At 63.3% G+C, this 20,076-nt stretch carries 10 protein-coding genes; all 10 read right to left on the bottom strand.

The window, feature by feature from the left end; genetic code table 11:
• Positions 1-47 precede the first annotated feature (47 nt).
• Positions 48-1,115 carry a Holliday junction branch migration DNA helicase RuvB gene (gene ruvB, locus AAA021_RS02570; protein ID WP_022095140.1) on the bottom strand — a complete coding sequence of 356 codons (1,068 nt, stop codon included), beginning with the start codon at positions 1,113-1,115 and terminating at the stop codon, positions 48-50.
• Entirely contained in the window at positions 1,115-1,735 is a 621-nt protein-coding gene (gene ruvA, locus AAA021_RS02565) for a Holliday junction branch migration protein RuvA (protein WP_099431955.1), read from the bottom strand. The genes ruvB and ruvA overlap by 1 nt, the downstream gene beginning before the upstream one ends.
• The gene (ruvC, locus tag AAA021_RS02560) at positions 1,735-2,256 is read right to left on the bottom strand and encodes a crossover junction endodeoxyribonuclease RuvC (protein ID WP_118405685.1); all 522 of its coding nucleotides are present in this window, start codon (positions 2,254-2,256) and stop codon (positions 1,735-1,737) included. Before ruvC ends, ruvA begins: the two co-directional genes overlap by 1 nt.
• A 294-nt stretch (positions 2,257-2,550) precedes the next feature.
• Positions 2,551-4,536 carry a hypothetical protein gene (locus tag AAA021_RS02555; RefSeq protein WP_349087822.1) on the bottom strand — a complete coding sequence of 662 codons (1,986 nt, stop codon included), beginning with the start codon at positions 4,534-4,536 and terminating at the stop codon, positions 2,551-2,553.
• Positions 4,537-4,653: 117 nt separating this feature from the next.
• The gene (locus tag AAA021_RS02550; protein ID WP_349087821.1) at positions 4,654-5,016 is read right to left on the bottom strand and encodes a desulfoferrodoxin family protein; all 363 of its coding nucleotides are present in this window, start codon (positions 5,014-5,016) and stop codon (positions 4,654-4,656) included.
• 165 nt (positions 5,017-5,181) lie between these two features.
• On the bottom strand, positions 5,182-8,655 hold the full coding sequence (locus AAA021_RS02545) for an SNF2-related protein (RefSeq protein ID WP_349087820.1): 3,474 nt from the start codon (positions 8,653-8,655) through the stop codon (positions 5,182-5,184).
• Between the two features lie 162 nt (positions 8,656-8,817).
• On the bottom strand, positions 8,818-12,621 hold the full coding sequence (dnaE, locus tag AAA021_RS02540; protein ID WP_349087819.1) for a DNA polymerase III subunit alpha: 3,804 nt from the start codon (positions 12,619-12,621) through the stop codon (positions 8,818-8,820).
• Between the two features lie 175 nt (positions 12,622-12,796).
• On the bottom strand, positions 12,797-16,429 hold the full coding sequence (locus tag AAA021_RS02535) for a UvrD-helicase domain-containing protein (protein WP_349087817.1): 3,633 nt from the start codon (positions 16,427-16,429) through the stop codon (positions 12,797-12,799).
• Positions 16,430-16,432: 3 nt separating this feature from the next.
• Entirely contained in the window at positions 16,433-19,531 is a 3,099-nt protein-coding gene (locus AAA021_RS02530; RefSeq protein ID WP_349087815.1) for a PD-(D/E)XK nuclease family protein, read from the bottom strand.
• A 184-nt stretch (positions 19,532-19,715) separates the two neighbouring features.
• Positions 19,716-20,015, bottom strand: a complete 300-nt coding sequence (locus tag AAA021_RS02525; RefSeq protein ID WP_022094855.1) for a YerC/YecD family TrpR-related protein — start codon at positions 20,013-20,015, stop codon at positions 19,716-19,718.
• Between the last annotated feature and the right edge of the window lie 61 nt (positions 20,016-20,076).

Genomic DNA, 20,076 nt, shown 5'->3' with positions numbered 1-20,076 from the left:
TACCCGATGCCCAGCGATAGTCCAACAGCCCGCCAAAACAAAGCGCCCTAAACGGTAGGTTCAATCCCCAGGTGCTCAAAGGTGCGAAGGGTTGCCTGACGGCCCTGCGGCGTACGAATCATCAACCCGCACTGCAGCAAATAGGGCTCATAGACATCCTCGAGCGTGCCCGGGTCCTCGCCCACCGCGCTGGCAAGGGTCGTAAGTCCCACGGCACGACCGGAGAACGTCTTGGCAAGCGTCTCCAAAATGCGAATATCCATCCAGTCCAGGCCGAGCTCGTCGATCTCGAAGAACTCGAGTGCCTGGCGACAGATATCGAGCTCGATGGGGCCGTTGCCGCGCACCTGTGCGTAATCGCGCACGCGCTTGAGCAGGCGGTTGGCAAGACGTGGCGTACCGCGCGAACGCGAGCCGATCTCGAGTGCACTGGGATGATCGATCGTCACGCCCAGGATAGTCGCCGAGCGCGTCACAATCTGCGCGAGCTCCTCGACCGTGTAGTAATCCAGGCGATATGAAATGCCAAAGCGGTCGCGCAACGGGCCTGTCAACATGCCTGAGCGGGTCGTTGCCGCTACCAGCGTAAATTTGGGAATATCCAGGCGAATCGAGCGCGCCGCCGGACCCTTGCCAATCACGATATCGAGGGCAAAGTCCTCCATCGCGGGGTACAGGACCTCCTCGACCGAACGGTTGAGGCGGTGGATCTCGTCGATAAACAGCACATCACCCGGCTGCAAGTTAGTAAGGATGGCCGCCAGGTCGCCCGTGCGCGCGATGGCAGGGCCACTCGTGGTCTTGATCTGAGCGCCCAGCTCGTTGGCGATAACGGTGGCCAGCGTGGTCTTGCCCAGGCCCGGAGGACCCGAGAAAATCACGTGGTCGAGCGTCTCGCCACGGCTCTGCGCCGCTTCGATCAACACGCGCAGGCTCTGCTTGATGTGCTCCTGGCCACAGTAATCGTCCAGGCGCTGGGGGCGCAAAGTGCGGTCGACATCGAGGTCCTCGGCCGTCAGCTCCGAGCCCACCATGCGCTCGCCGTGCGCCATGGATGCCGCCGGCGAGTTGCCGGGCGTCGCCCACAGGTCCTGAGAGTCATCGGCTTCCCACATCACGCATCCATTCCAAGTCGCTTAAGCGCCGCGCCGAGCAAATCCTCGACACGCATATTCTGCCCATCATACCCGCTCAGGGCAACATCGGTCTCCTGCGGGCTAAAGCCCATGGAAAGGAGTGCCGCACGGGCATCGTCGATCGCCGAGGGAGCGGCAGCGGGCACGGGCATCGCAACCTGTCCGGGAATCACGTCGACCGGCACAAAGCCCTTATCCTTGGCAAAGGTGCTCTTGAGTTCCAAGATCAGGCGCTGAGCTGTCTTTTTGCCCACACCGGGTACCTTGGCCATGCCCTTGTCGTCCTCGGCCATCACCAGCGAATACAGCTGCCCCACGGTATAGGTGGAAAGCACGGCAAGCGCCAGGCGCGGGCCAACGCCCGAAACGGACACGAGCCGGTCGAACATCGTGCGCTCATCCTTTGAGGAAAAACCGAAAAGTGTCATGGCGTCCTCGCGCACCTGCATACGCGTGTAGAGACGGACCTCGCCGCCGGGCGTCGGCAACGTGGCCGCAGTGCTGCCCGAGATGCCGAGTTCAAAGCCAACGCCCGACACATCGACGACAGCAGAGCTCATCGTGGACTCGACAAGCGTTCCGTGGAGCTGGGAAATCATCAGTATCCGGTTCCTCTCTGTTGATAGAACTCGCCACCGGTGAGGGCGCGGGTGCGGCTGAGGTTTACGTGGCAGATGGCGCAGGCCAGGGCATCGGCGGCATGGTCGGGATGCGGGTCGTGGTCGAGCTGTGTTAGCGTGCGTACCATATAGGCGACCTGCCGCTTGTCCGCGGCGCCGGTGCCCACCACAGCCTGTTTGATCTGCATGGGCGTGTACTCGCCAATCTCGAGCGCGCATTCCGAAAGCGCTACGAGTGCAGCACCGCGGGCATGCGCCGTGGGGATGGCCGAACGAACGTTGGCGCCAAAGTAGATGCTCTCGACAGCAGCTGTGTCGGGTCGATAACGCTCGACGACATCCTTAAGGTCACGGGCGATATGCGACAGGCGCACCGCAAGCGGGCTGCCCGCGCTGGTCTCGATGCAACCGTAGGCACGGCAGCGAACCTCGCCACGCCGCTCCTCGATAATCCCCCAACCCGTATGAGCCAAACCGGGGTCAATGCCCAAGATAACCAAGCCGACCTCCCCTCGCCACAAGCACAGCGCAAGACAAGGCCCCGCGCATCATTCACGAACGTCTGTTCTAGAATAACACAACAGCGACCGTATCTAGCAAGCAAGGTTGAACCATAGGTTGAGCATAAGTCAGCGAGCGAGTCCCTGCCGTGGCAAGGTGTCGCGAAAGAGGAGCGCCGCGTACTTCTGTACGCAAGCGACGGTTTGAGCGGCAGATTGCCCGGCAGGGGCTCGCGCAGCGTCGACTCGTTACGCGGTTTGGTAAAACCGCGTAACCTTGGCCCTATCCCATAGTTAGTTCTGCGAGAAAAAGGGGAACTGCCTCGGATCTACTGGCGGGTGCGGCATCGGGCCACCCTGGGGACTACCTTGCGAGCCGCCCTGACCGCCCATCATCTTATCGATGGCGTCCTGAACCTCGCCCTCGAACTTTTTCATTCCCTCATGTAAACGACGCTGACCGTCCTCAGAGCGCAGCTCCTCCATCTGCTCGGGCGAAATGCCCAACAGGTCACCCAATATGCCCATCATCTCGCCACGCATGCGCTCGCTTGTATCCTCGTCGGCAAAGCGGTTCACCTCGGCGCGCGCCAGCGCATCGACCGTCATGCGTTCCTTGCCGCTCAGCCCCAGGTCGGACCACGCGAGCATGTACGGCCAGGCGCGCTCAACAAACGAACGGGCCGAGACGATCGGCGCCGTCGGCAGCATGCGGCGGGCGGCCTCGCCCTGACGCACGAGCATCAGCAGCAGCGAGCAAGCCTCGGGCTTGCCGGCGGCCATCGGGATGTCGTCGAAAGATCGATTGCGGTCCACGTGCGCCTCGAGCGCGCCATCGACCTCACCCGGCTCAAGCCCGCCGAGCAGCTGTGCCGCACGGTCGAGCATATCGACCGGACCGTCGAGCGTCGAGAGCGCCTGCGCCAGCACGCGCTCCATACAATCTTCCACTGCGTTGAGCGTCACGAGCTCTTGGGGCACCACGGCAGACGTGCGGTTGCGCACACGCGCCACAAACTCAAGCGTCGACAGGTACACATCGCCAAAGGGCGCAAAGTCGCCCTGGTAGCCGCCGCAAAGCGCCGGCGCCGCCAGCGCGTACTCGGTTTTGGACAGCGGGCTCAGCGCCATCGCACCCAGCTCGAGCGCCGTATCCTCCAGCATCAGGCCCAGCGTGCGCGAGCGCAGGCGCTCGGCATCGCCCGCCGACACGTCGCGATCGAGCACGCGCGCCGCATCCGGTGCATCGCGCTCGACGGTGCGAATGTGCAGACGCTCGGCGATGGCGCGGACGGCGGCACAGCGGGCAGCCTCGGCTTCTTCCTGCGCCGGCGTAAAGATACGGTTGCGCCCCAGCACCAGGCCAATCACATTGCGCGGGCCCAGAGCGTCGACGGCCAGCGCCGCCAGCAGGGACGACGGCAAGTCACCCTCGAGTGCCACCACAGCACGCGACGCACCGTGGACTCGGGCGTTGTCGCGCACGGCGAGCACCAGCGCCTGCCACAGCCACTCCTCGGAACGGAACTCGGGCAGTTCGTGATCCTCCAGGGCATCGAGCATCACGCCGCGCTGAATCTCCTGAACCAGCAGGCTCTCCTCAAAGCACGGCGCCTGGGCCACCACGCGACCGCAGTCGTCGAGCACAAACGAACCGCCGGTATACACCGACTCGTCAAAGGCACCGACCGGCGCCATGCAGGCAAACCACACGCTGCGCTTGGATGCGATCTTGCGGTAGGCGCCACTGCGAACGGCGGCAATGGCGGCAGTCTCGCGGTCGGTCATGTCAAACGCGTTGAATTGGAAATACGCAATGAGGTCAACACCGGTCGGCAACATCTCGAGTTCGCGGTCCAAGTCAAAAATCACGGCGATGCGCACGCCGTCCACGTCGAACACCGGCGGCGCCCAACGTGTGTCGTTGTTCTCGCCACGCTGCAGGGCAATGCTCGAACGCGCCGGCACCACATGACCGTCCTTGAGCATCATGTAGTCGAGCAGCGGCTGGCCCTCAAACGAAACCGCCGCGGGCACGATGCAGATCATGTCAAGCTCCTGGATACGCTCGGCGACACCAGTCAAGCCGGCAAGCATGTCGTGCTCAAAGTCGGCAGCGCCCACCAGGCCACCGGGCATGGCGCCCATAAAGAGCGGAGCCGGAACGCACAGCACGCGCGCCCCGCGCTCGTGGGCCAGACGAGCCTGGTCCTCGATGCGGCCGCAAATGCCCTCAATATCACCCAGGCGCATATCGATCTGTGCAAGTGCGAGCTTCATGGCTCAGCCCTTTCCGTCGTAAACCATCGTTGTCGTAGTAAAAGCGCCGGCCGCATGATGCAGTCGGCGCTCGCATGTGCATATGCTAGCTATGATACCCCGAGCGGGGGCGCGCTCCTAGAACGTCGCGGACCACAGCCCGTGCAGGTTGCAATAGGCATAGACGGTACCGGTCTTGGAGCCGCCGGCAAAAAACGTCGCGGGCTTCATGCCGGGCTGGAGGTAATGGACCTCCAGACGGCCCTCGGCCTCAAGGGCGATCCACTCAATATAGTGCTCGGGCAGGCTGGGATGCTCGACCGAGCCCACGCGTGCACGAATCACGTGACCGTCGCGCTCGGTCTCGACAACAGGCACGTGCTTCTCGTGCGCCGCGTCCTCAGTGTTTGCGGTCAGTTCCGTGCAACCGGCAGGGGTCGCAACGTCGTCGCCAAGGGCAGCGATGAGCTTACCGTCGGGGTCCTTAAAGAATTTCGCCATGATGTTCTCCTTTGCTGATGTGCCAATGTTCTTGATGGTTCTTATGCCCAAAGGCAGACAAACCATCCACGGCATTGCAAATGAACACATAACGGATCAGGCAAGCGGTCGGGCCAAAATGCGTCGACCGTCCTGCCCACTCCAGCAGTCCCACCCCGCGCGCGGCTAGCGCCCGTCGCCGCCGAGAAGCGCCAGAACATCCTCGCGCGTGAACAGTGCCGACAAGATGCCGTCGCCGCCGAGTACGCTGTTGACCAGGTCGCGCTTGGACTCCTGCATCTGCATAATGCGTTCCTCGATCGTGTCCTTGGCGATGAGCTTGTACACGGTCACGGTATGCTGCTGGCCAATACGGTGTGCACGATCAGTTGCTTGGTCCTGCGCCGCCACGTTCCACCACGGGTCGTAGTGGATGACCACGTCGGCAGCCGTCAAGTTAAGGCCCACGCCGCCCGCCTTGAGCGAAATCAAAAAGACCGGAACCTCGCCCGCTTGGAACTGCGCGACCATCTTGGCGCGGCTCTCCTTAGACGAAGCGCCCGTGAGCTTAAGGAAGGCGATGTCCTCCTTGGCCAGGCGCTTACCGATAATATCGAGCATACCCGTAAACTGGCTGAACAACAGGATGCGATGTCCGCCGTCGAGTGCGCCGTGCACGAGCTCCATGCACGTATCGAGTTTGGCGCTCCCCGCCTTGTAATCCTCGTAGTGCAGACGCGGGTCGCAGCAGATCTGGCGCAGCTTGGTGAGCTCGGCGAGCACCTTGAGCTTGTCCTTCTTAAACTCGGATGCCTCGCGATGCTGCACCTGTTGGGCGATGCGGTCCTGGTTGGCCAGGTAGAGTTTGCGCTGCTCGCCGGTGAGCTGCGCCATGACCGTGTCCTCGATCTTCTCGGGCAGGTCGGCCACCACGTCTTCCTTGACACGGCGCAACACAAACGGCGACACGAGCGCTTGCAGGCGAGCGGCACTGTCGCCCTCGGCATGCTCGACCGGGCTTTCGAAGCGCTTGGCAAACGACTCGCGCGTGCCGAGCAGGCCCGGCATTAAAAAGTCGAAGATGCTCCAGAGCTCGGATAGGCGGTTTTCGATGGGCGTGCCCGTCAGGGCAAAGCGCACGCCGACAGGCAGGCGCTTTGCGGCGCGCGCCACCTGGGTGAGCGGGTTTTTAATGTACTGGGCCTCATCGAGCACCACACGGGCAAAGTCCTGCTCGACGTACTCGTCGATATCGCGCCGCATAAGGTCATACGACGTCACGACCACGTTATGCTCGTCGGCTCCGGCTATCTGCACGCGGCGCTGCGCTTTGGCGCCCACAATGGCGCACACATCAAGCGAGGGGGCAAAGCGCTCCAGCTCGGCAGTCCAGTTGTACACAAGCGACGCGGGGCATACCACGAGCGTGGGCTTGGTATCCCCCGCTTCCACGCGCGCCAGAATGTGCGCGATCATCTGCAGCGTTTTGCCCAAGCCCATATCGTCGGCCAAGATGCCGCCAAGGCCCAGGTGCTCGAGCGAGCCGAGCCACTGATAGCCGTCAACCTGATAGCCGCGCAGCGTGGCCTTGAGCGAGGCGGGTACCGTAAAGTCCATCTTGCCGAGCGTGTCCAGGCGCTCGACAGTGCGGCGGAACGCCGCGTCGCGATCGGCCTCGAGCGCCGGCGTGCGCGCGATCATGCTGTCGACAAACAGGGTGCTCGACGCGGGAAGCGACACGCCATCGAGCAGGTCGACGGCATCGACGCCAAGGTCCTCGGCAAGACCAAACGCGGCACGAGCGCCCTCGTCCAGGCGCACGATATCGCCGGACGTAAGGCGCGCGAACGTCTGGTGGCGCTTATACGAATCGAGATAGATGGCAAGGTCAGCCGCCGAAAGCGCGCTCGCGCCCAGTTCGACGTCGAGCAGGTTACTCTTGACGGTCGCACGCACCGAAAGCTTGGGCGCAGGACGGACCGAAATCTGGCGCAGGCGGTCGCTGAGCATGACCTCGCCCAGCTCGGACAGGGCAGACAGGCCCTCGGTCAGCAAGTGGAACAGGCGGGCGTCGTCGCGTTCCTCAAACGCCAGGCCGCCCTCGTAGAAATCGAAGTACAGGGCTGCCGTGTCCATAATGCGAAACTCTGCCACCTCATCGCGCGGCGGCACGCCCGGGCGCTGCTCTTCGAAGGGGCTGCCCGGAGCGCCCAGACTAAAGAGATCTGCCGACCAGTCGCCGTAGGAAACCGTAATTTTGCAGGTCACAAGACCATCGTCGACGCCAATCGCCATGGCAAAACTCGGCTCGGGCGCCACAGCGTCGAGCGCGGCGGGAGCGGTCAGGTCGGTGTAGTCGCGCAAGATAGGCAGCGCCATGCGGCAGAACTCGCCCACCTGGTCGGCGGCGATATGGACCGGCGTGCGGCAGGGCAACAAGTGCGACAGGAACGGCGCCGCATGTTGGGCAAACACCGTGTCGGTACGGCGTGCTCGGCGCGTATCGACCAGATAGGCTGCGTCGCTCGCGACAAAGCAATACGTATCGGCCGGAAGGCGCAGGTCGTAGCTGCCTCCCGCCGCCGGTGCAATCTTGGCGGCAAGGAGCGGCGGGCGCTTAGCCGGGACTTCGCCCTCCCCCTGCGGCGACGGCTCGACGGCCACCTCGTAGGCGCGATGCGTCGTCGTCCCCCGCGACCAAGCAGGCTCAAAGGACATGGTCCTGCCGCGCAGCAGGTCCAGCACGGACACGACGGAATATTCGGATACCGGCAACTGACGCTCGGCGACAAAGCCGCTGCGGGCAAAGTCATACGATGCCGAGCGCGAGCTCGTAATATCGCCTAGGTAGGCGACCGTCATTGCGATAAAGTCGAGCAGCTTTGTCGACACGTCATCGAAAGCCTCGGACACATGGGCAAACGTGAGCTTCTTGCCATAGGAGAACGTACCGCCGCGCACATAGGCATCGGCCATGCCGTCGATATCCTTAACCACGTAGGACACCGAACCGCAGCGAATGCGAAACTCGAGCGCCCAGTTAAAGCGATCGGCAAACAGCGGATTGTAGTACGGCACCAGCGAGGGCTCCAGCACCGCTTTGGGCGCATCGGGGTCGATGGTGCCGGCGAGCTTGCGACGCATGGCCACGAGCTCGTCCATGCGCACGTCCGAAAGATCGGAAAGCGCCGCCACAAGGCTCGGGCTCGTGGGGACGGGTGCCGGGAAGGGAAAGTTGGGGTTGACCGCAGATGCGGTGGGCGCGGGGCGTGTGGGCTGTTTGGATTGTACGGGCGGTGCCGTAAACGTGCGGACCGGCGTGCGCAGGCCCTCAACGGGCTCGGCGCCGCTGGCATCCAGATACGCCAACGCCGTGGCGATGGCGTGCTTGCACATGCCGGAATAGCGGAAGGCAGCGGGGCAATCGCAGTCGTAGTCGATCACCTCGTGCTCGTCCATATCGAGCGCCACGTGCGTCTTGTACAGGTCACCGCGCGAGCCGCGCACCGAGCCCTCGATAGTCACGTTTTTGGAGAAGCGCGAGTCGGAGTCCTCAAACGACAGCACGGCACCGTTGAGCATGAGCGAGCGCCCCTTCATAAAGGTACTGCTGAGCGCCGCCTCCTTACGGAGCGCCTGCGCAAACGTCCCCTGCGTCATCACTTCCTCCAATCTCACCCGGGGTAGCTAATTTGGGACGGGGCTATTTTAGCTACCCCCATATGTCGGTTGAGATGCATTCCGACCCCGACTCATTCGCCGTCAGTCAAAGGGTAGCTAAAATAGCCCCGTCCCAAATTAGCTACCCCGCCAACGCCGTCCTTAAATTACCGTCACGCGGCCTTGGTTACCCACGATGGCCTTGGCCTCTGCCAGCAGCGGAATCGAGCGTGCGTTGACCTTGGCCGGCACCTCGGCACGCAGTACGCGCCCGTCCACCTGCTCGATAAAGATCTCCACGCGGTCGCCGCCCGGGTTGGCGGTAAGCACCGTGGCAAGACGCGCCATATTGCCCTGGCTAAAGCGGCTGTTGGGCACCATGACCTCAAACACCTTGGGCTTGTTGTTCTCCTCGTTAAGCTCAAGCGGCACGATCTCCTGCGCGATGATCTGGTCGCCGCGGTCCGAGCGCTCGAGCTTGCCCTTAATACGAACAAACGCATCGGACAGCTGTGCACCGGTCTCGGGATCGACCTCGCCGTATAGATACCCCTCGGCTTCCTTGTAGGTCTTGGGGAACACCACGACCGTGGCCTCGCCTTCCATGTCTTCGAGCTGCACGATGCCCATGGGGTCGCCGTTTTTGGTCACGCGCTTGGACACGCTCGAGACCATGCCGGCCCACCACAGCGCCTTACCCTCGGGAATCTCCTGGTTGATGGTGCCGCCCGTAGGATTCTGAACCTCGTAGCCGGTGTCGATCTGCGAGAACGAGAAGTCGCGCGCTTTGCTAAGTGCATACTCAAACGGGCGCAGCGGGTGGTCCGAGACATAGATGCCCAGAACCTCCTTCTCCTGGCTCAGCTTAAGGTGGCGGTCCCACTCCTGGCCATCCGGATCGGGTACGCTCACCTCAAAGCCCGAGCCCTCAACGTCGCCAAACATATCGAAGAACGACGTCTGGCCGCTCGCACGATCCTTCTGGCGCTTCACAGCGGCATCGATGATGTTCTCGGGGTTGTTCTTGTCCACAAAGTGCATCATCTGGCGACGCGGATACCCCGTGGAGTCAAAGGCGCCTGCCCTGATGAGCGATTCGATCACGCGACGGTTGGCCTGGCTCGAGTCCACGCGCTCGACAAAGTCGTGCAGCGTCTTAAACGGGCCGCCCGCCTCGCGCTCGGCGATAATCGCCTGCGCCACGCCGGTGCCCACGCCGCGGATGCCAGCCAAACCAAAGCGCACGCCTTCCTTGGTAGCCGTGAACTCGGTACCGGACTCGTTGACATCTGGCGAAAGCACGGGGATGCCGTCGTGACGGCATGCCGAGACGTAGTGCACGATCTTGTCGGTCTTGCCCGTGTAGGACGTCAGGACGGCCGCCATGTACTCGTGCGGATAGTGCGCCTTGAGCCATGCCGTCTGCATAACCAGAATGGCATAGCCGGCGGAGTGCGACTTGTTGAAGGCGTAGGATGCGAACTCGAGAACATCGTCCCAAATCTTCTGGGCGACCTCGCGCGTGTAGTTGTTCTTGATAGCGCCGTTCATCCAGTGGTCGTAGGTGGTCTCGTCCGAGCCATCCTCCCAGTGGAGCACCGTCGACGTGAGCAGTTTGATCTTTTTCTTAGCCACGGGCTTACGGATACGCGAGTCCGATTCGCCCTTGGAGAAGCCGCACATCTCGACGGAGATGAGCATAACCTGCTCCTGGTAGACCATGGTGCCGTAGGTTTCGCCCAGGATGTCGTCCAGACGGTCGTCGTAGGAGACGGCCGGTTCCTTGCCGTTCATGCGGTTGATGTAGGACGAGACCATGCCGGCGCCCAGCGGGCCCGGGCGGTATAGAGCGATCAATGCCACGACGTGCTTGTACTCGGTGGGCTTCATGTTCTTGATCGTGGCCGTCATGCCGGCGGACTCGACCTGGAAGACGCCGGCAGTGTGACCGGAGCCCATGAGCTTAAAGATCTCGGGGTCGTCAAAGGGAATCTCTTCCTCTTTGATGTCGATGCCGAAGTTCTTTTTGATGTTGGCCTTGGCCTTGGAGATAACCGTCAACGTGCGCAGGCCCAGGAAGTCCATCTTGAGCAGGCCCATGTCGGCAACGGTATGGCCCTCGTACTGGGTAATCTCGACGCCGCCCTTGGTATCGAGCTTGGTGGGCACATGCTCGTTGACGGGATCGCGGCAGATCAGAACGGCGCACGCGTGCACGCCCTCGCCACGGGTGAGGCCCTCAATCGAGAGCGCCGTGTCGATGATGCGGCGGGCGTCGTCGTCCTTTTTATAGGCCTCGGCAAAGTCGGGGTTAAACAGATCCTCTTTGCCGGGTTGTTTTTCGAGTACTTGCTTGAGCTTGACCTTGGGATCGCTCGAGACCATCTTGGACAGGCGCTGGCCCATGTAGACCGGGTAGTCCAGAACGCGCGCGGCGTCGTTGATGGCCTGCTTGGCCTTGATGGTCGAGTAGGTGATGACGTGGGTGACCTTCTCGGGGCCGTAGAGCTGGCGAACGTGCTCCACGACCTCGAGGCGCCGCTCATCGTCGAAGTCCATATCGATATCGGGCATCTCGGTACGCTGCGGGGACAGGAACCTCTCGAACATCAGGCCGTTCTCGAGCGGGTCGAACGCGGTGATGTTCATGGCGTAGGCGACGATAGCGCCGGCGGCCGAGCCACGGCCGGGGCCGACGCCGATGCCGTTGTCCTTGGCCCATTGCACGTACTCGGCAACGATGAGGAAGTAGGCGGCAAAGCCCTTGTCGCAGATGACCTTGTATTCGTACTCAAAGCGCTCTTTGATGTTGACGCCACCGATTTCGCGTGTGGCCCAGTCATCGCCATAGTGTTGGCGCAGGCCCTTCTCGCACTCGCGGCGGAACTGGCTCTCGTGCGTCTCGCCGGGATCGAGCAGCGGAAAGCGCGGCAGGATGATAGAGTCCCAGTCCAGCTCAACGTAGCACTTGTCGGCGATCTCGAGCGTGTTGTCGCAGGCCTCGGGGCAATACGGGAACATCGCCCGCATCTCCTCCTCGGTCTTCATGTAAAACTCCGAGCCGGTCATGCGCATGCGGTTGGGGTCGTCGACCTTGGCATTCATGCCAATGCACATGATGACGTCCTGCACAGGCGCGTCCTCGCGGCGCAGGTAGTGGAAGTCGTTGGTGGCGATGACCTTGACACCCACCTGTTTGGCAATGTCGATGAGCGTGCGGTCCATCTGCTCGTCGGTCAGGCCGTTGTCGGTGGTAATACCGTGTTCCTGGATCTCGATGTAAAAGTCGCCAGGGTCGAAGGTGTCGCGGAAGGTCTCGGCCCACTTGATGGCGCCCTCCATGTCACCGCGGTCGATGTATTTGGGGATGATGCCCGCGATGCAGGCGCTCGTGCAGATCATGCCCTTGGCATGGCGGCGCAGGTTGTCGAGCGTCACGCGCGGCTTGTAGTAAAAGCCCTGCACGGCGGCCTCGGAGACCGTCTGCATTAGGTTGACGTAGCCCTCCTGATCCTTGGCCAGAAGGATCATGTGGTAGAGCTCGGGCTTGTGGTCGCGGGCAAGGGTCTCGTCCGGCGTAAAGTAGACCTCGCAGCCAAAGATGGGCTTGATGACCAGGGGCGGTTTGAGCTCGTCGATGTTGCCCTTCTCGTCCCACATGGCCATGTCTTTGACGTACTGGGCATGCTCGCGCGGGTTTGCCTCGGGGTCGGGCTCCACCAACTCGTCGCGGCGGTCCTTTTCCAAGAAGGCCTTGTCGTGGCTCCAGGTTTTGTACTCGGGCGTGTTGTGGTTGACGGCGTCGCAGGCCAGCGCCAGGTCGGGCACGCCATACATGTAGCCGTGGTCGGTAATGGCCACGGCGGGCATGCCCAGCTCAACGGCGCGGTTGACCATATCCTGGATACGGGTTGCGCCGTCGAGCATGGAGAAAACAGTGTGATTGTGCAGATGGACGAATGCCATGTGATGAGCTCCGATGCGGGTTCGTGTTCTGACTGAACGATTTTACCCCACGGCGCGGACGGCACCCGAACCTAGCCAAACCAACACGGCTCCTCTTGCAGTTGCGGTGAAATGCGGACTGTTTGGCGGCTTTTTGGCCAAAACAGTCCGTATTCCACCGCAAGTTATCTGAGGACTAGAAGTTGTAGGTGACTACTTGGGGCTCGGCGGGATTGACGAAGAGAGTCGGATCGGCCTGCTCCACGCGGACGAACTTGACGGTCACAGCCTCAAAGCCCGCCTTGCTCAGAACATCAGCGTAGACGCGCGCCTGCAGGGCGTGCTTCTCCTGCAGCTGGTCCGGCGTCTCGTCCGGCGTGCCGCCCGTCTTATAGTCGATGACCAGCGCGCGTGACGAATCCGCCGGGTTCGTCGCCAGTGCATCGATGGCGCCTTCGGCATATGCGCCGTAGCGAGCGATGTCCTCGTCCTCGCAGCCCAGCGAAAAGAACGGCACCTCGGCGCGAACGCACGGCCACGCGAGCAGGTCGGCACGAACCGACGACTTGAGCCAGCGCTCCAGAGCGACATCGAAGCGCTCGCGCTGTTCTGGCGTCAGGTGCCACAGGCGAGCCAGGGCGTCGGCACGCTCAGCGGGCAGCGCATCGGCACCCATCTCGATGAGCCACTGGCAGGCGGCGTGGAAGGCCGAGCCCAGCGCCATGGGATTGCCGGCGGGCTCGACAGCAGCCACGTCTGCATCCGTCATCTCCGAGCCATCCGACTCTGCATCATCGCCGGACTCGTCCATGGGCACACGCGCCTCGGCGGCACGGTCTTCTGTCTCGGCATGGAGCGCCGCAGCGATTGACGAGTAGCTATACGAGTCACGCACCGGAAACGGACAGATGCCCATGCGCACGCCCACCGCCTGGGGATACACGAGCTCAAACGCATCGGGCTCGGGGTCGGCAGGACCGGGGACGATTGTACTGGCCGAATCGTCGGCAGCATCTGCATCGGCATCGCCACGAACAAGCCTGCCCTCGGCATCCAGCGAAGCGTTGGCCTCAAACGCCTGCTCGCCAAACGTAAAGTCTGCTAGCGATATGAGCTCGTAGTCGCCCGGCTGGGAGTTGTCGAACACCAGGCGGTCGGTATCGAGCTGCGGCATGTCCAGAGCGTCCGTCGGCAAAATACGGCGCAGCACGTCGTAGGTCAGATCGGTCTCGACATCGAAGGTCGGCGCCGTCACCTTGCCACGGCTCACGCCGGCATCCATCGCCAAGATCACCAGCTCGCGCGCACGCGTCATGGCAACATAGAGCAAGCGGGCCCGTTCCTCGAGCGAAAGCTGCAGGTCGGCGTTGCGCAGGCGAGCAAATGCCTCGGCGGGAGAACCCGTCGCACAGACGTCCTCCATGAGCTCCGGCGGCAGCCACAGCGACGTGCCCTTGCCCTTAAACGCGTGCTCAAACTGCTTTTTGACGTCGTCGCCCTTCACAAAGGTACCGTCGGCAAGCTTAACGCCGTCGAAGCGTGCCGGCAGTGCCACGACCTGCGCTCCGCCCTCGACGCGACCCATCTGTGCCGCACCCGAGGACTTACGCACGCCAAAGCACTCGGCGACCGCCACGACCGGATATTCCAGACCCTTGGAGGCATGCACCGTCATGATGCGCACCGCGCCGGCGCCTTCCTCGTTGAGGGCACCCGGGGCTTCCTTGCCCGCCAAGAAGCGGTCGAAGGCAAGCGCGATGGAACGCGGCGAGTTGCCGAACTCGGCCTCAGCCTCAGCCACGGCGTCGAGCGCCTTGAGCACGTTGGCGGCAATGGCCTTGCCCTCGGGACCACGCTGTCCCAGACGCACAAACCAGCCGGAGGCGTTGACCACGTCGCGCGCGATGGCGGCGAACGAATCGCGGCCCACGCGACGAAGCGCATACCGCAGCACCTCGCGGGCGCGCGTCACAAGCGGCAAGTCTTGCAAACCCGGCACGTCGAAATCGCTCATGATGCCCATGTCGATATTCCGGCGCGAGGTCTCCCCTGTCTCGCTATCGAGCTTGGTCGCCAGCGCCAGGAACTCCTGGGCACCGAGCGCAAACATCGGCGAGGCGAGCAGTGGCATAAGGCCCTGCGCCGTATCGGCCGGATTGGCGAGCGCGCAGACCAGGGCACGCACCGTCTGCACCTCGGCTGCCTGGGCAAAGACCGAGCCGCCTGCGATCACGCAGTCGAGCCCCTGATCGCGGAAGGCCTGGGCGTAGACGTCGGCGTTGGTCATGCGGCCCAGTAGCAGTACCATGCCGCCCTGGGGCTGGCCGGCATCGGCAAGCGCGCGGAATCGCTCGGCGATCGCGCGGGCCTTGGCCTGCGTGCGCTCCTGCGTACTGCCGCCGGCAACAAAGAGGGCCTGGCGACGCGAAGCGTCTGCCACCAGCGTGTCCTTGCGGCCGTCGCTCGCCTCAAGATCCAAAAAGCCCTGCATCAGGCCGCCGTCATCGCCGTCGAAGACGCGTGCCACATAGCGCAGCACCTCGTCGTGGCTGCGGAAGTTGCGCACGAGTTTGACGAGTTCGCCGGCAGGGGCATCGGATGCGACGGACGTCTCGGGCGCAGCAGAGGAGCCCACCTTGCGCTCCTGACGGCGGAACACCTCGACCTCGGCGCCACGGAAGCGATAGATGGACTGCTGCGCATCGCCCACGGTGCACAACGCGCGCTCCCCCGCGCCCGTCAGATAGCGAATCAAATCGACCTGCATCTGGTCGGTGTCCTGGAACTCGTCGATCATGACCATCTTAAAGCGGCCCTCGTACGCAGCACGGATGGCAGGGTAATCGCGCAGGGCCTCGTAGGCCATACGCAGCAGGTCGTTATTATCGAGGGCGGACTGGGCAGCCTTCAATGCGCGATACTCGGCCTCGACGGAACGGGCCAGACCCACCAGCGCATCGAGCGCCGGGCCACCGCAGGCAAGCACGATATTGATAAACGCATCGGCGGCCTCGGCCTTGAGCAGCTCGACCTGCTCCTTGGGGAATGCCTTGCTCGCGCGCGGCATGGTGCACGACATCATGAGTCGCGCCGCATCGACCATGGTCTTGCCGCTCGCCTCGAACGCGTCGATGGCATCGAGCGCCACCTGCGCCTTCTCGGTCGCGGCCTTGCTTGCGCCCAGCGCCGCGCGATAGGCATCGGCGAGTGCAGAGGTATCGGCCTGGCCGCGCGCCACGCGCACGTCGTCCATACCGCCCGGCAACTGACTCGACAGCTCCAGCAGGTCGCGCGCCAGACCCTTGATGGTCGTACCGGCGCCAAAGGAACCGCCCTCGCCCGCCATGGGATACCAGGCGTAGAGGGCCTTGAGCGATGCCGCGAGCTCGGGGGCGGCATCGGGCGCCGTTGCGCGACCCAGCACATGCTCGACAGCCTGATCCATGAGCTCGTCGGTATCGGTGAGCACTGTGAACTCGGGATCGATGCCCAGCTCCAGCGCGTGCGCGCGCAGGATACGCGAGCACATGCCGTGAATGGTCGAGATCCACGCGTCGTCGACGATCAGTGCTTCCTCGTCCATGCCCTCGTCGATGAGCGCGCGGCGCACGCGGTCACGAATCTCGGCCGCGGCATCTTTGGTAAAGGTAATAGCGAGCACCTGGTCCAGATGCTCAACGAACGGACCGGATTCGGGAGAGAGTGCGTAGACGATGCGGCGCGTGAGGGTAAAGGTCTTGCCCGAACCGGCGCCCGCCGAGACAAACAGCGGACGGTCGAGCGTTTTGACGATCTGCAGCTGTTGCGGCATCAAAGTCGAAAGATCCATGGTCTACACGTCCCTCCTTACAAACGTTCCTTCGTGGTTATACGAGCAGCGCGCATGCGCGGCCTGAGCCGACGTCGGGTCGACGGCGGCAACGTTGCCCGCCTCGAGCTCGCGCAGACGCTCGGCGATGCCGGTCTCCACGCGATCGAGCAGGGCGTCGAAGTCCATGCTGCCACCCTCGCCGGGGAAACCTTTCTTAAGGCCCGGGATGCGACCGTCACCACGCTCCTCCTCGAGCAGCTCGGCACTCGCTGCGCCTCGCAACGCCGGTTTGCCGCCCTTGGTCGAAAAGTAGAGCGCCGCGCGGGTGTCCAAATCCAGCGCTCGGCGCATGGCCTGGGCGTAGATGAGCGTCTGGGTATGTGGTGGCAACCAGCGCGGATCGTCGATGGGCGCCGTGCCCGATTCCTCGTCACGCACCGTGGGGTCGGCGAGCTTAAACTCCTCAACGCCCGTGCGATGCTTGTAGTCGATCACCACGGCACGATTCTCGGCGTCCACGTCCACGCGGTCGATGCGCCCGCCAAGCGGCCAACCGGCATACTCGACCTTGAGCTCGTTGAAGGCGAACTCCAGGTAGCGCGGGGCAAAGGGGGCAAGTGCCTCGGACTCGTAGGCAAGCACACCCTCCAGCTGCGGCAAGATCTCGGCCACCTGGCGTTCCTCCACCGCAGAGAGCGGCACCAGCGGGCCCTCCGTGCCGCGCTTGCCGGCGTGCTCGGCCAACGTCTCGTCAAAGACCTCGTGCAGCAGCTCCTGTGCACGCGGCAGATTCTCGGGCGTCACGCGCTCCATGCCCTCTTGGGGCAGACGGGCATGCAGATGCTCCAGCACGTCGTGGACAAAGTTGCCCTTCTCCATGTTGCCAAAGCTCGCGTCGATCGACTGGGGCTTGACGCGATACGACACGAACCAGCACAGTGGGCAGGTAGAATAGGCCTCGATCTGCGAGGCGGACGTCAGACGCGGCACGAGCGGCGCGTCCTCACCCTCGCCATCGCGACGGCGCAGGACCAAATACGGCACGGCCTCGGCACTCAGATGCTGAGGGGCTTCACAGGTCACGCGCTCGCGCTTGAGGCCTTCACCTGCCGCGGGATCAAAGTCGGCGATGATATCGCCCTCGCCCACGCACGTGGGCTTGGCAGCGCCAGCGGCCTCGGCATGTGCCCGCAGCTCGGTCCATACGGCTGCCGGGTAGCACTCGCGCGCCTGGCGATCGTGTGTCACGCGGGCAAGCGCGACCGGACCGCTCGTCGCCTGCATTGCACGGCCAAAGCGCACGCGCAGCAGGGCGGCGGGCTCCAAAGACACGCCGTCGCGGCGCAGCTCGGCCGTCAACGTGGCAAGCGGGCCCTCTTCGTGCGAAAGCGGATAGCTGTCCAGGTCGACATCGGCAAACAGCACGGCATCGTAGCCGCCAGGACGCAAAACCGACGCATCGGCAAGCGACACGAAGCGCACTTGCGCCCGTGGCGTGCGATCGACCTCGTAGGTCTCGTAATCGTAAGCGGTGCTGCGCTTGTCCACCCTGGTTCGAACGCCGTCGAGAACCGGCACGGTCGCGGCCTGCGACACGTCGAGCGCGCGAGCATCGTTCATAAGGATGTCGATGGCATGGCGCAGCAAAGCCGTCTCTGCCTGGCGACGGGTCTGGCCGTCAAGACCGCCTAGAGCGCGATCGGGCAGCGCCTCTGCAACGGCGAGCATGGCCTTGAGCGCCGTCACGGGTTTGTCGCGCCACAGCGCCTGAAACACGTCCGAGACCACGCACGGCACATTCTTAAACCAGTTATCGTCGTTGGCGGCCTTGCGGGCGCCCCTCACCTGGCCCTGCACACTCTGCAGCAGGCTCTTGACGCCCGCAGTGGTCTTGCTGCGCGACAGGCGCATGTTCTTGTCGAAGCCGCGGGCGCTCGCGGCGTCAGTACCCGAAAGCGGGCTATAAATCCAGTCGGTAAGCTCTGGAGCGGGCCACCACTCGGTCTTGGAAGCGGTGCCCTCGTCGGCGGCTTTCATACGCTCGATCAGGTTGGCGAGCGCCGTAAACTGCCTGCCCGCGATGGACTGGGAAAACGCCGTGAACTCGGTCGTCTCGGACGCAATGTGACGCGCCGCCAGACGAGAGGCGAGCTCACCGAACAGCTGGGATGCCCGGGCAGAAACAACGAGCACGCGCACAGGGTCGGCGGGCGTTGCAGTAGCTTTATCGGCCTTGGACTCCTTGTGCGCTTTCACCAACTTATCGATGGCGTCCGCATAGACATGAGCACGGGCATGGGGGCCGGCGACCTCAATAAAGGCAGGCTGAGCGGCGGCCCCGCAAGCGACATCAGACGCGACGGCGTCCTCCCCCAGCGGCGCGATCTCAAACAGCACACCGCGGGCATCAAAGGCGGCAGCAAGTTCCTCGCGCATTGCCGCCTGCTCGCAGGCAAGCAGCACGACGACCTCTCCCCCATTGTTCGCCACGGCAGACAGCAGCTCGAGTAGACCGTGCGTAAACGACGTGATACCGCGCACGCATACGGCGCGGGCGCACGCCGGCAGGCTATCGGCCAGGGCACCGGCCATAATGTCGGCTGCCTCGCAGGGCTCGACCATATCTCGACGGTCCAAACCGCCCGCGTAGGCACGCAAAAGCTCGAATACGCGAGCCTCGGCGTCGCTTTTTGGCTCAGGCTGGCAATTGTTGCCACCGCATCGCTCGGCCGTCGTCCCCGCCACACCCGGCAGCACATCGCGGGCCATGCGCGCGAGCATGCGCACCGTGCCCTGGCTACGCGAAAGCGGCTGCAGGTCGGCATCGTCGCGGCGGGCAATCATATCCGAAAACAGCATCTGACGTTGCAGGTTGTCGACGAAACCGCGCCCGTCGCCCAAAAGCTCCCAAAGCGAGCGAAGCCACGATGCGGGTGTCTTGTAGTCGATACCCAGCGAAATGCCGGCTTCCGCCGCATCATGACGGCACAGATCGAGCTCGGCAAACGTTGGTGCCAGCAACACGGCACGCCCGTGACGGGCAATAAGGTCGGCAAGCAGCGCCGACTCGGCATCGCTCAAATCCGTGCCGGCATTGGTGGTATAGATTCGAACAGGCATGGTCCTCCGCTCAAACCGTTCGCAATAATCAATGCATCCATCCTACCCGCCCAAGCGGACACATTGCCACCGCAGTTCCATCTTTTGGTACAAAGCAACCTGACCCCAACGCACCAGCCGATTGCAGGCATATAAAAACCGCCCCCGGAGGGACGGTTCTTCGTAATTCAATGTTGTCGCTGGCCTACTCGCCATCCTCCAACTTAATGAGGATCTTGCGGTAGCCACCGTACTCGCCGTTCAGCGCCTTTGAAACGCGGCTCACCGTGGTGGACGAAGCGCCGGTACGGGCCTGAACCTCAACATAAGGCTCGCCCTCGTCCAAATAGCGCGCAACCTGCAAACGCTGAGAAAGGTCGCAAATCTCGCGCGGCGTGCAGATATCGGTCAAAAACGCTTGGATATCCTTCTCGTCATCCAAAAGGCTAAATGCGTGGACCAGCTGCTTGACATCAGGCTTGTCAAACATGTTCTCGATATTCATCGATCACCGCCAAACCCGCCAAAAGGCATCGAAGTTGATACTGACATCGGGCATCGTTCAC

The organism is Collinsella sp. CLA-JM-H32 (genome assembly GCF_040098165.1).
Classification (GTDB): domain Bacteria; phylum Actinomycetota; class Coriobacteriia; order Coriobacteriales; family Coriobacteriaceae; genus Collinsella.
The sequence above is the reverse complement of the archived record's forward strand: the minus strand, read 5'-3'. Positions and strand labels throughout refer to the sequence as shown.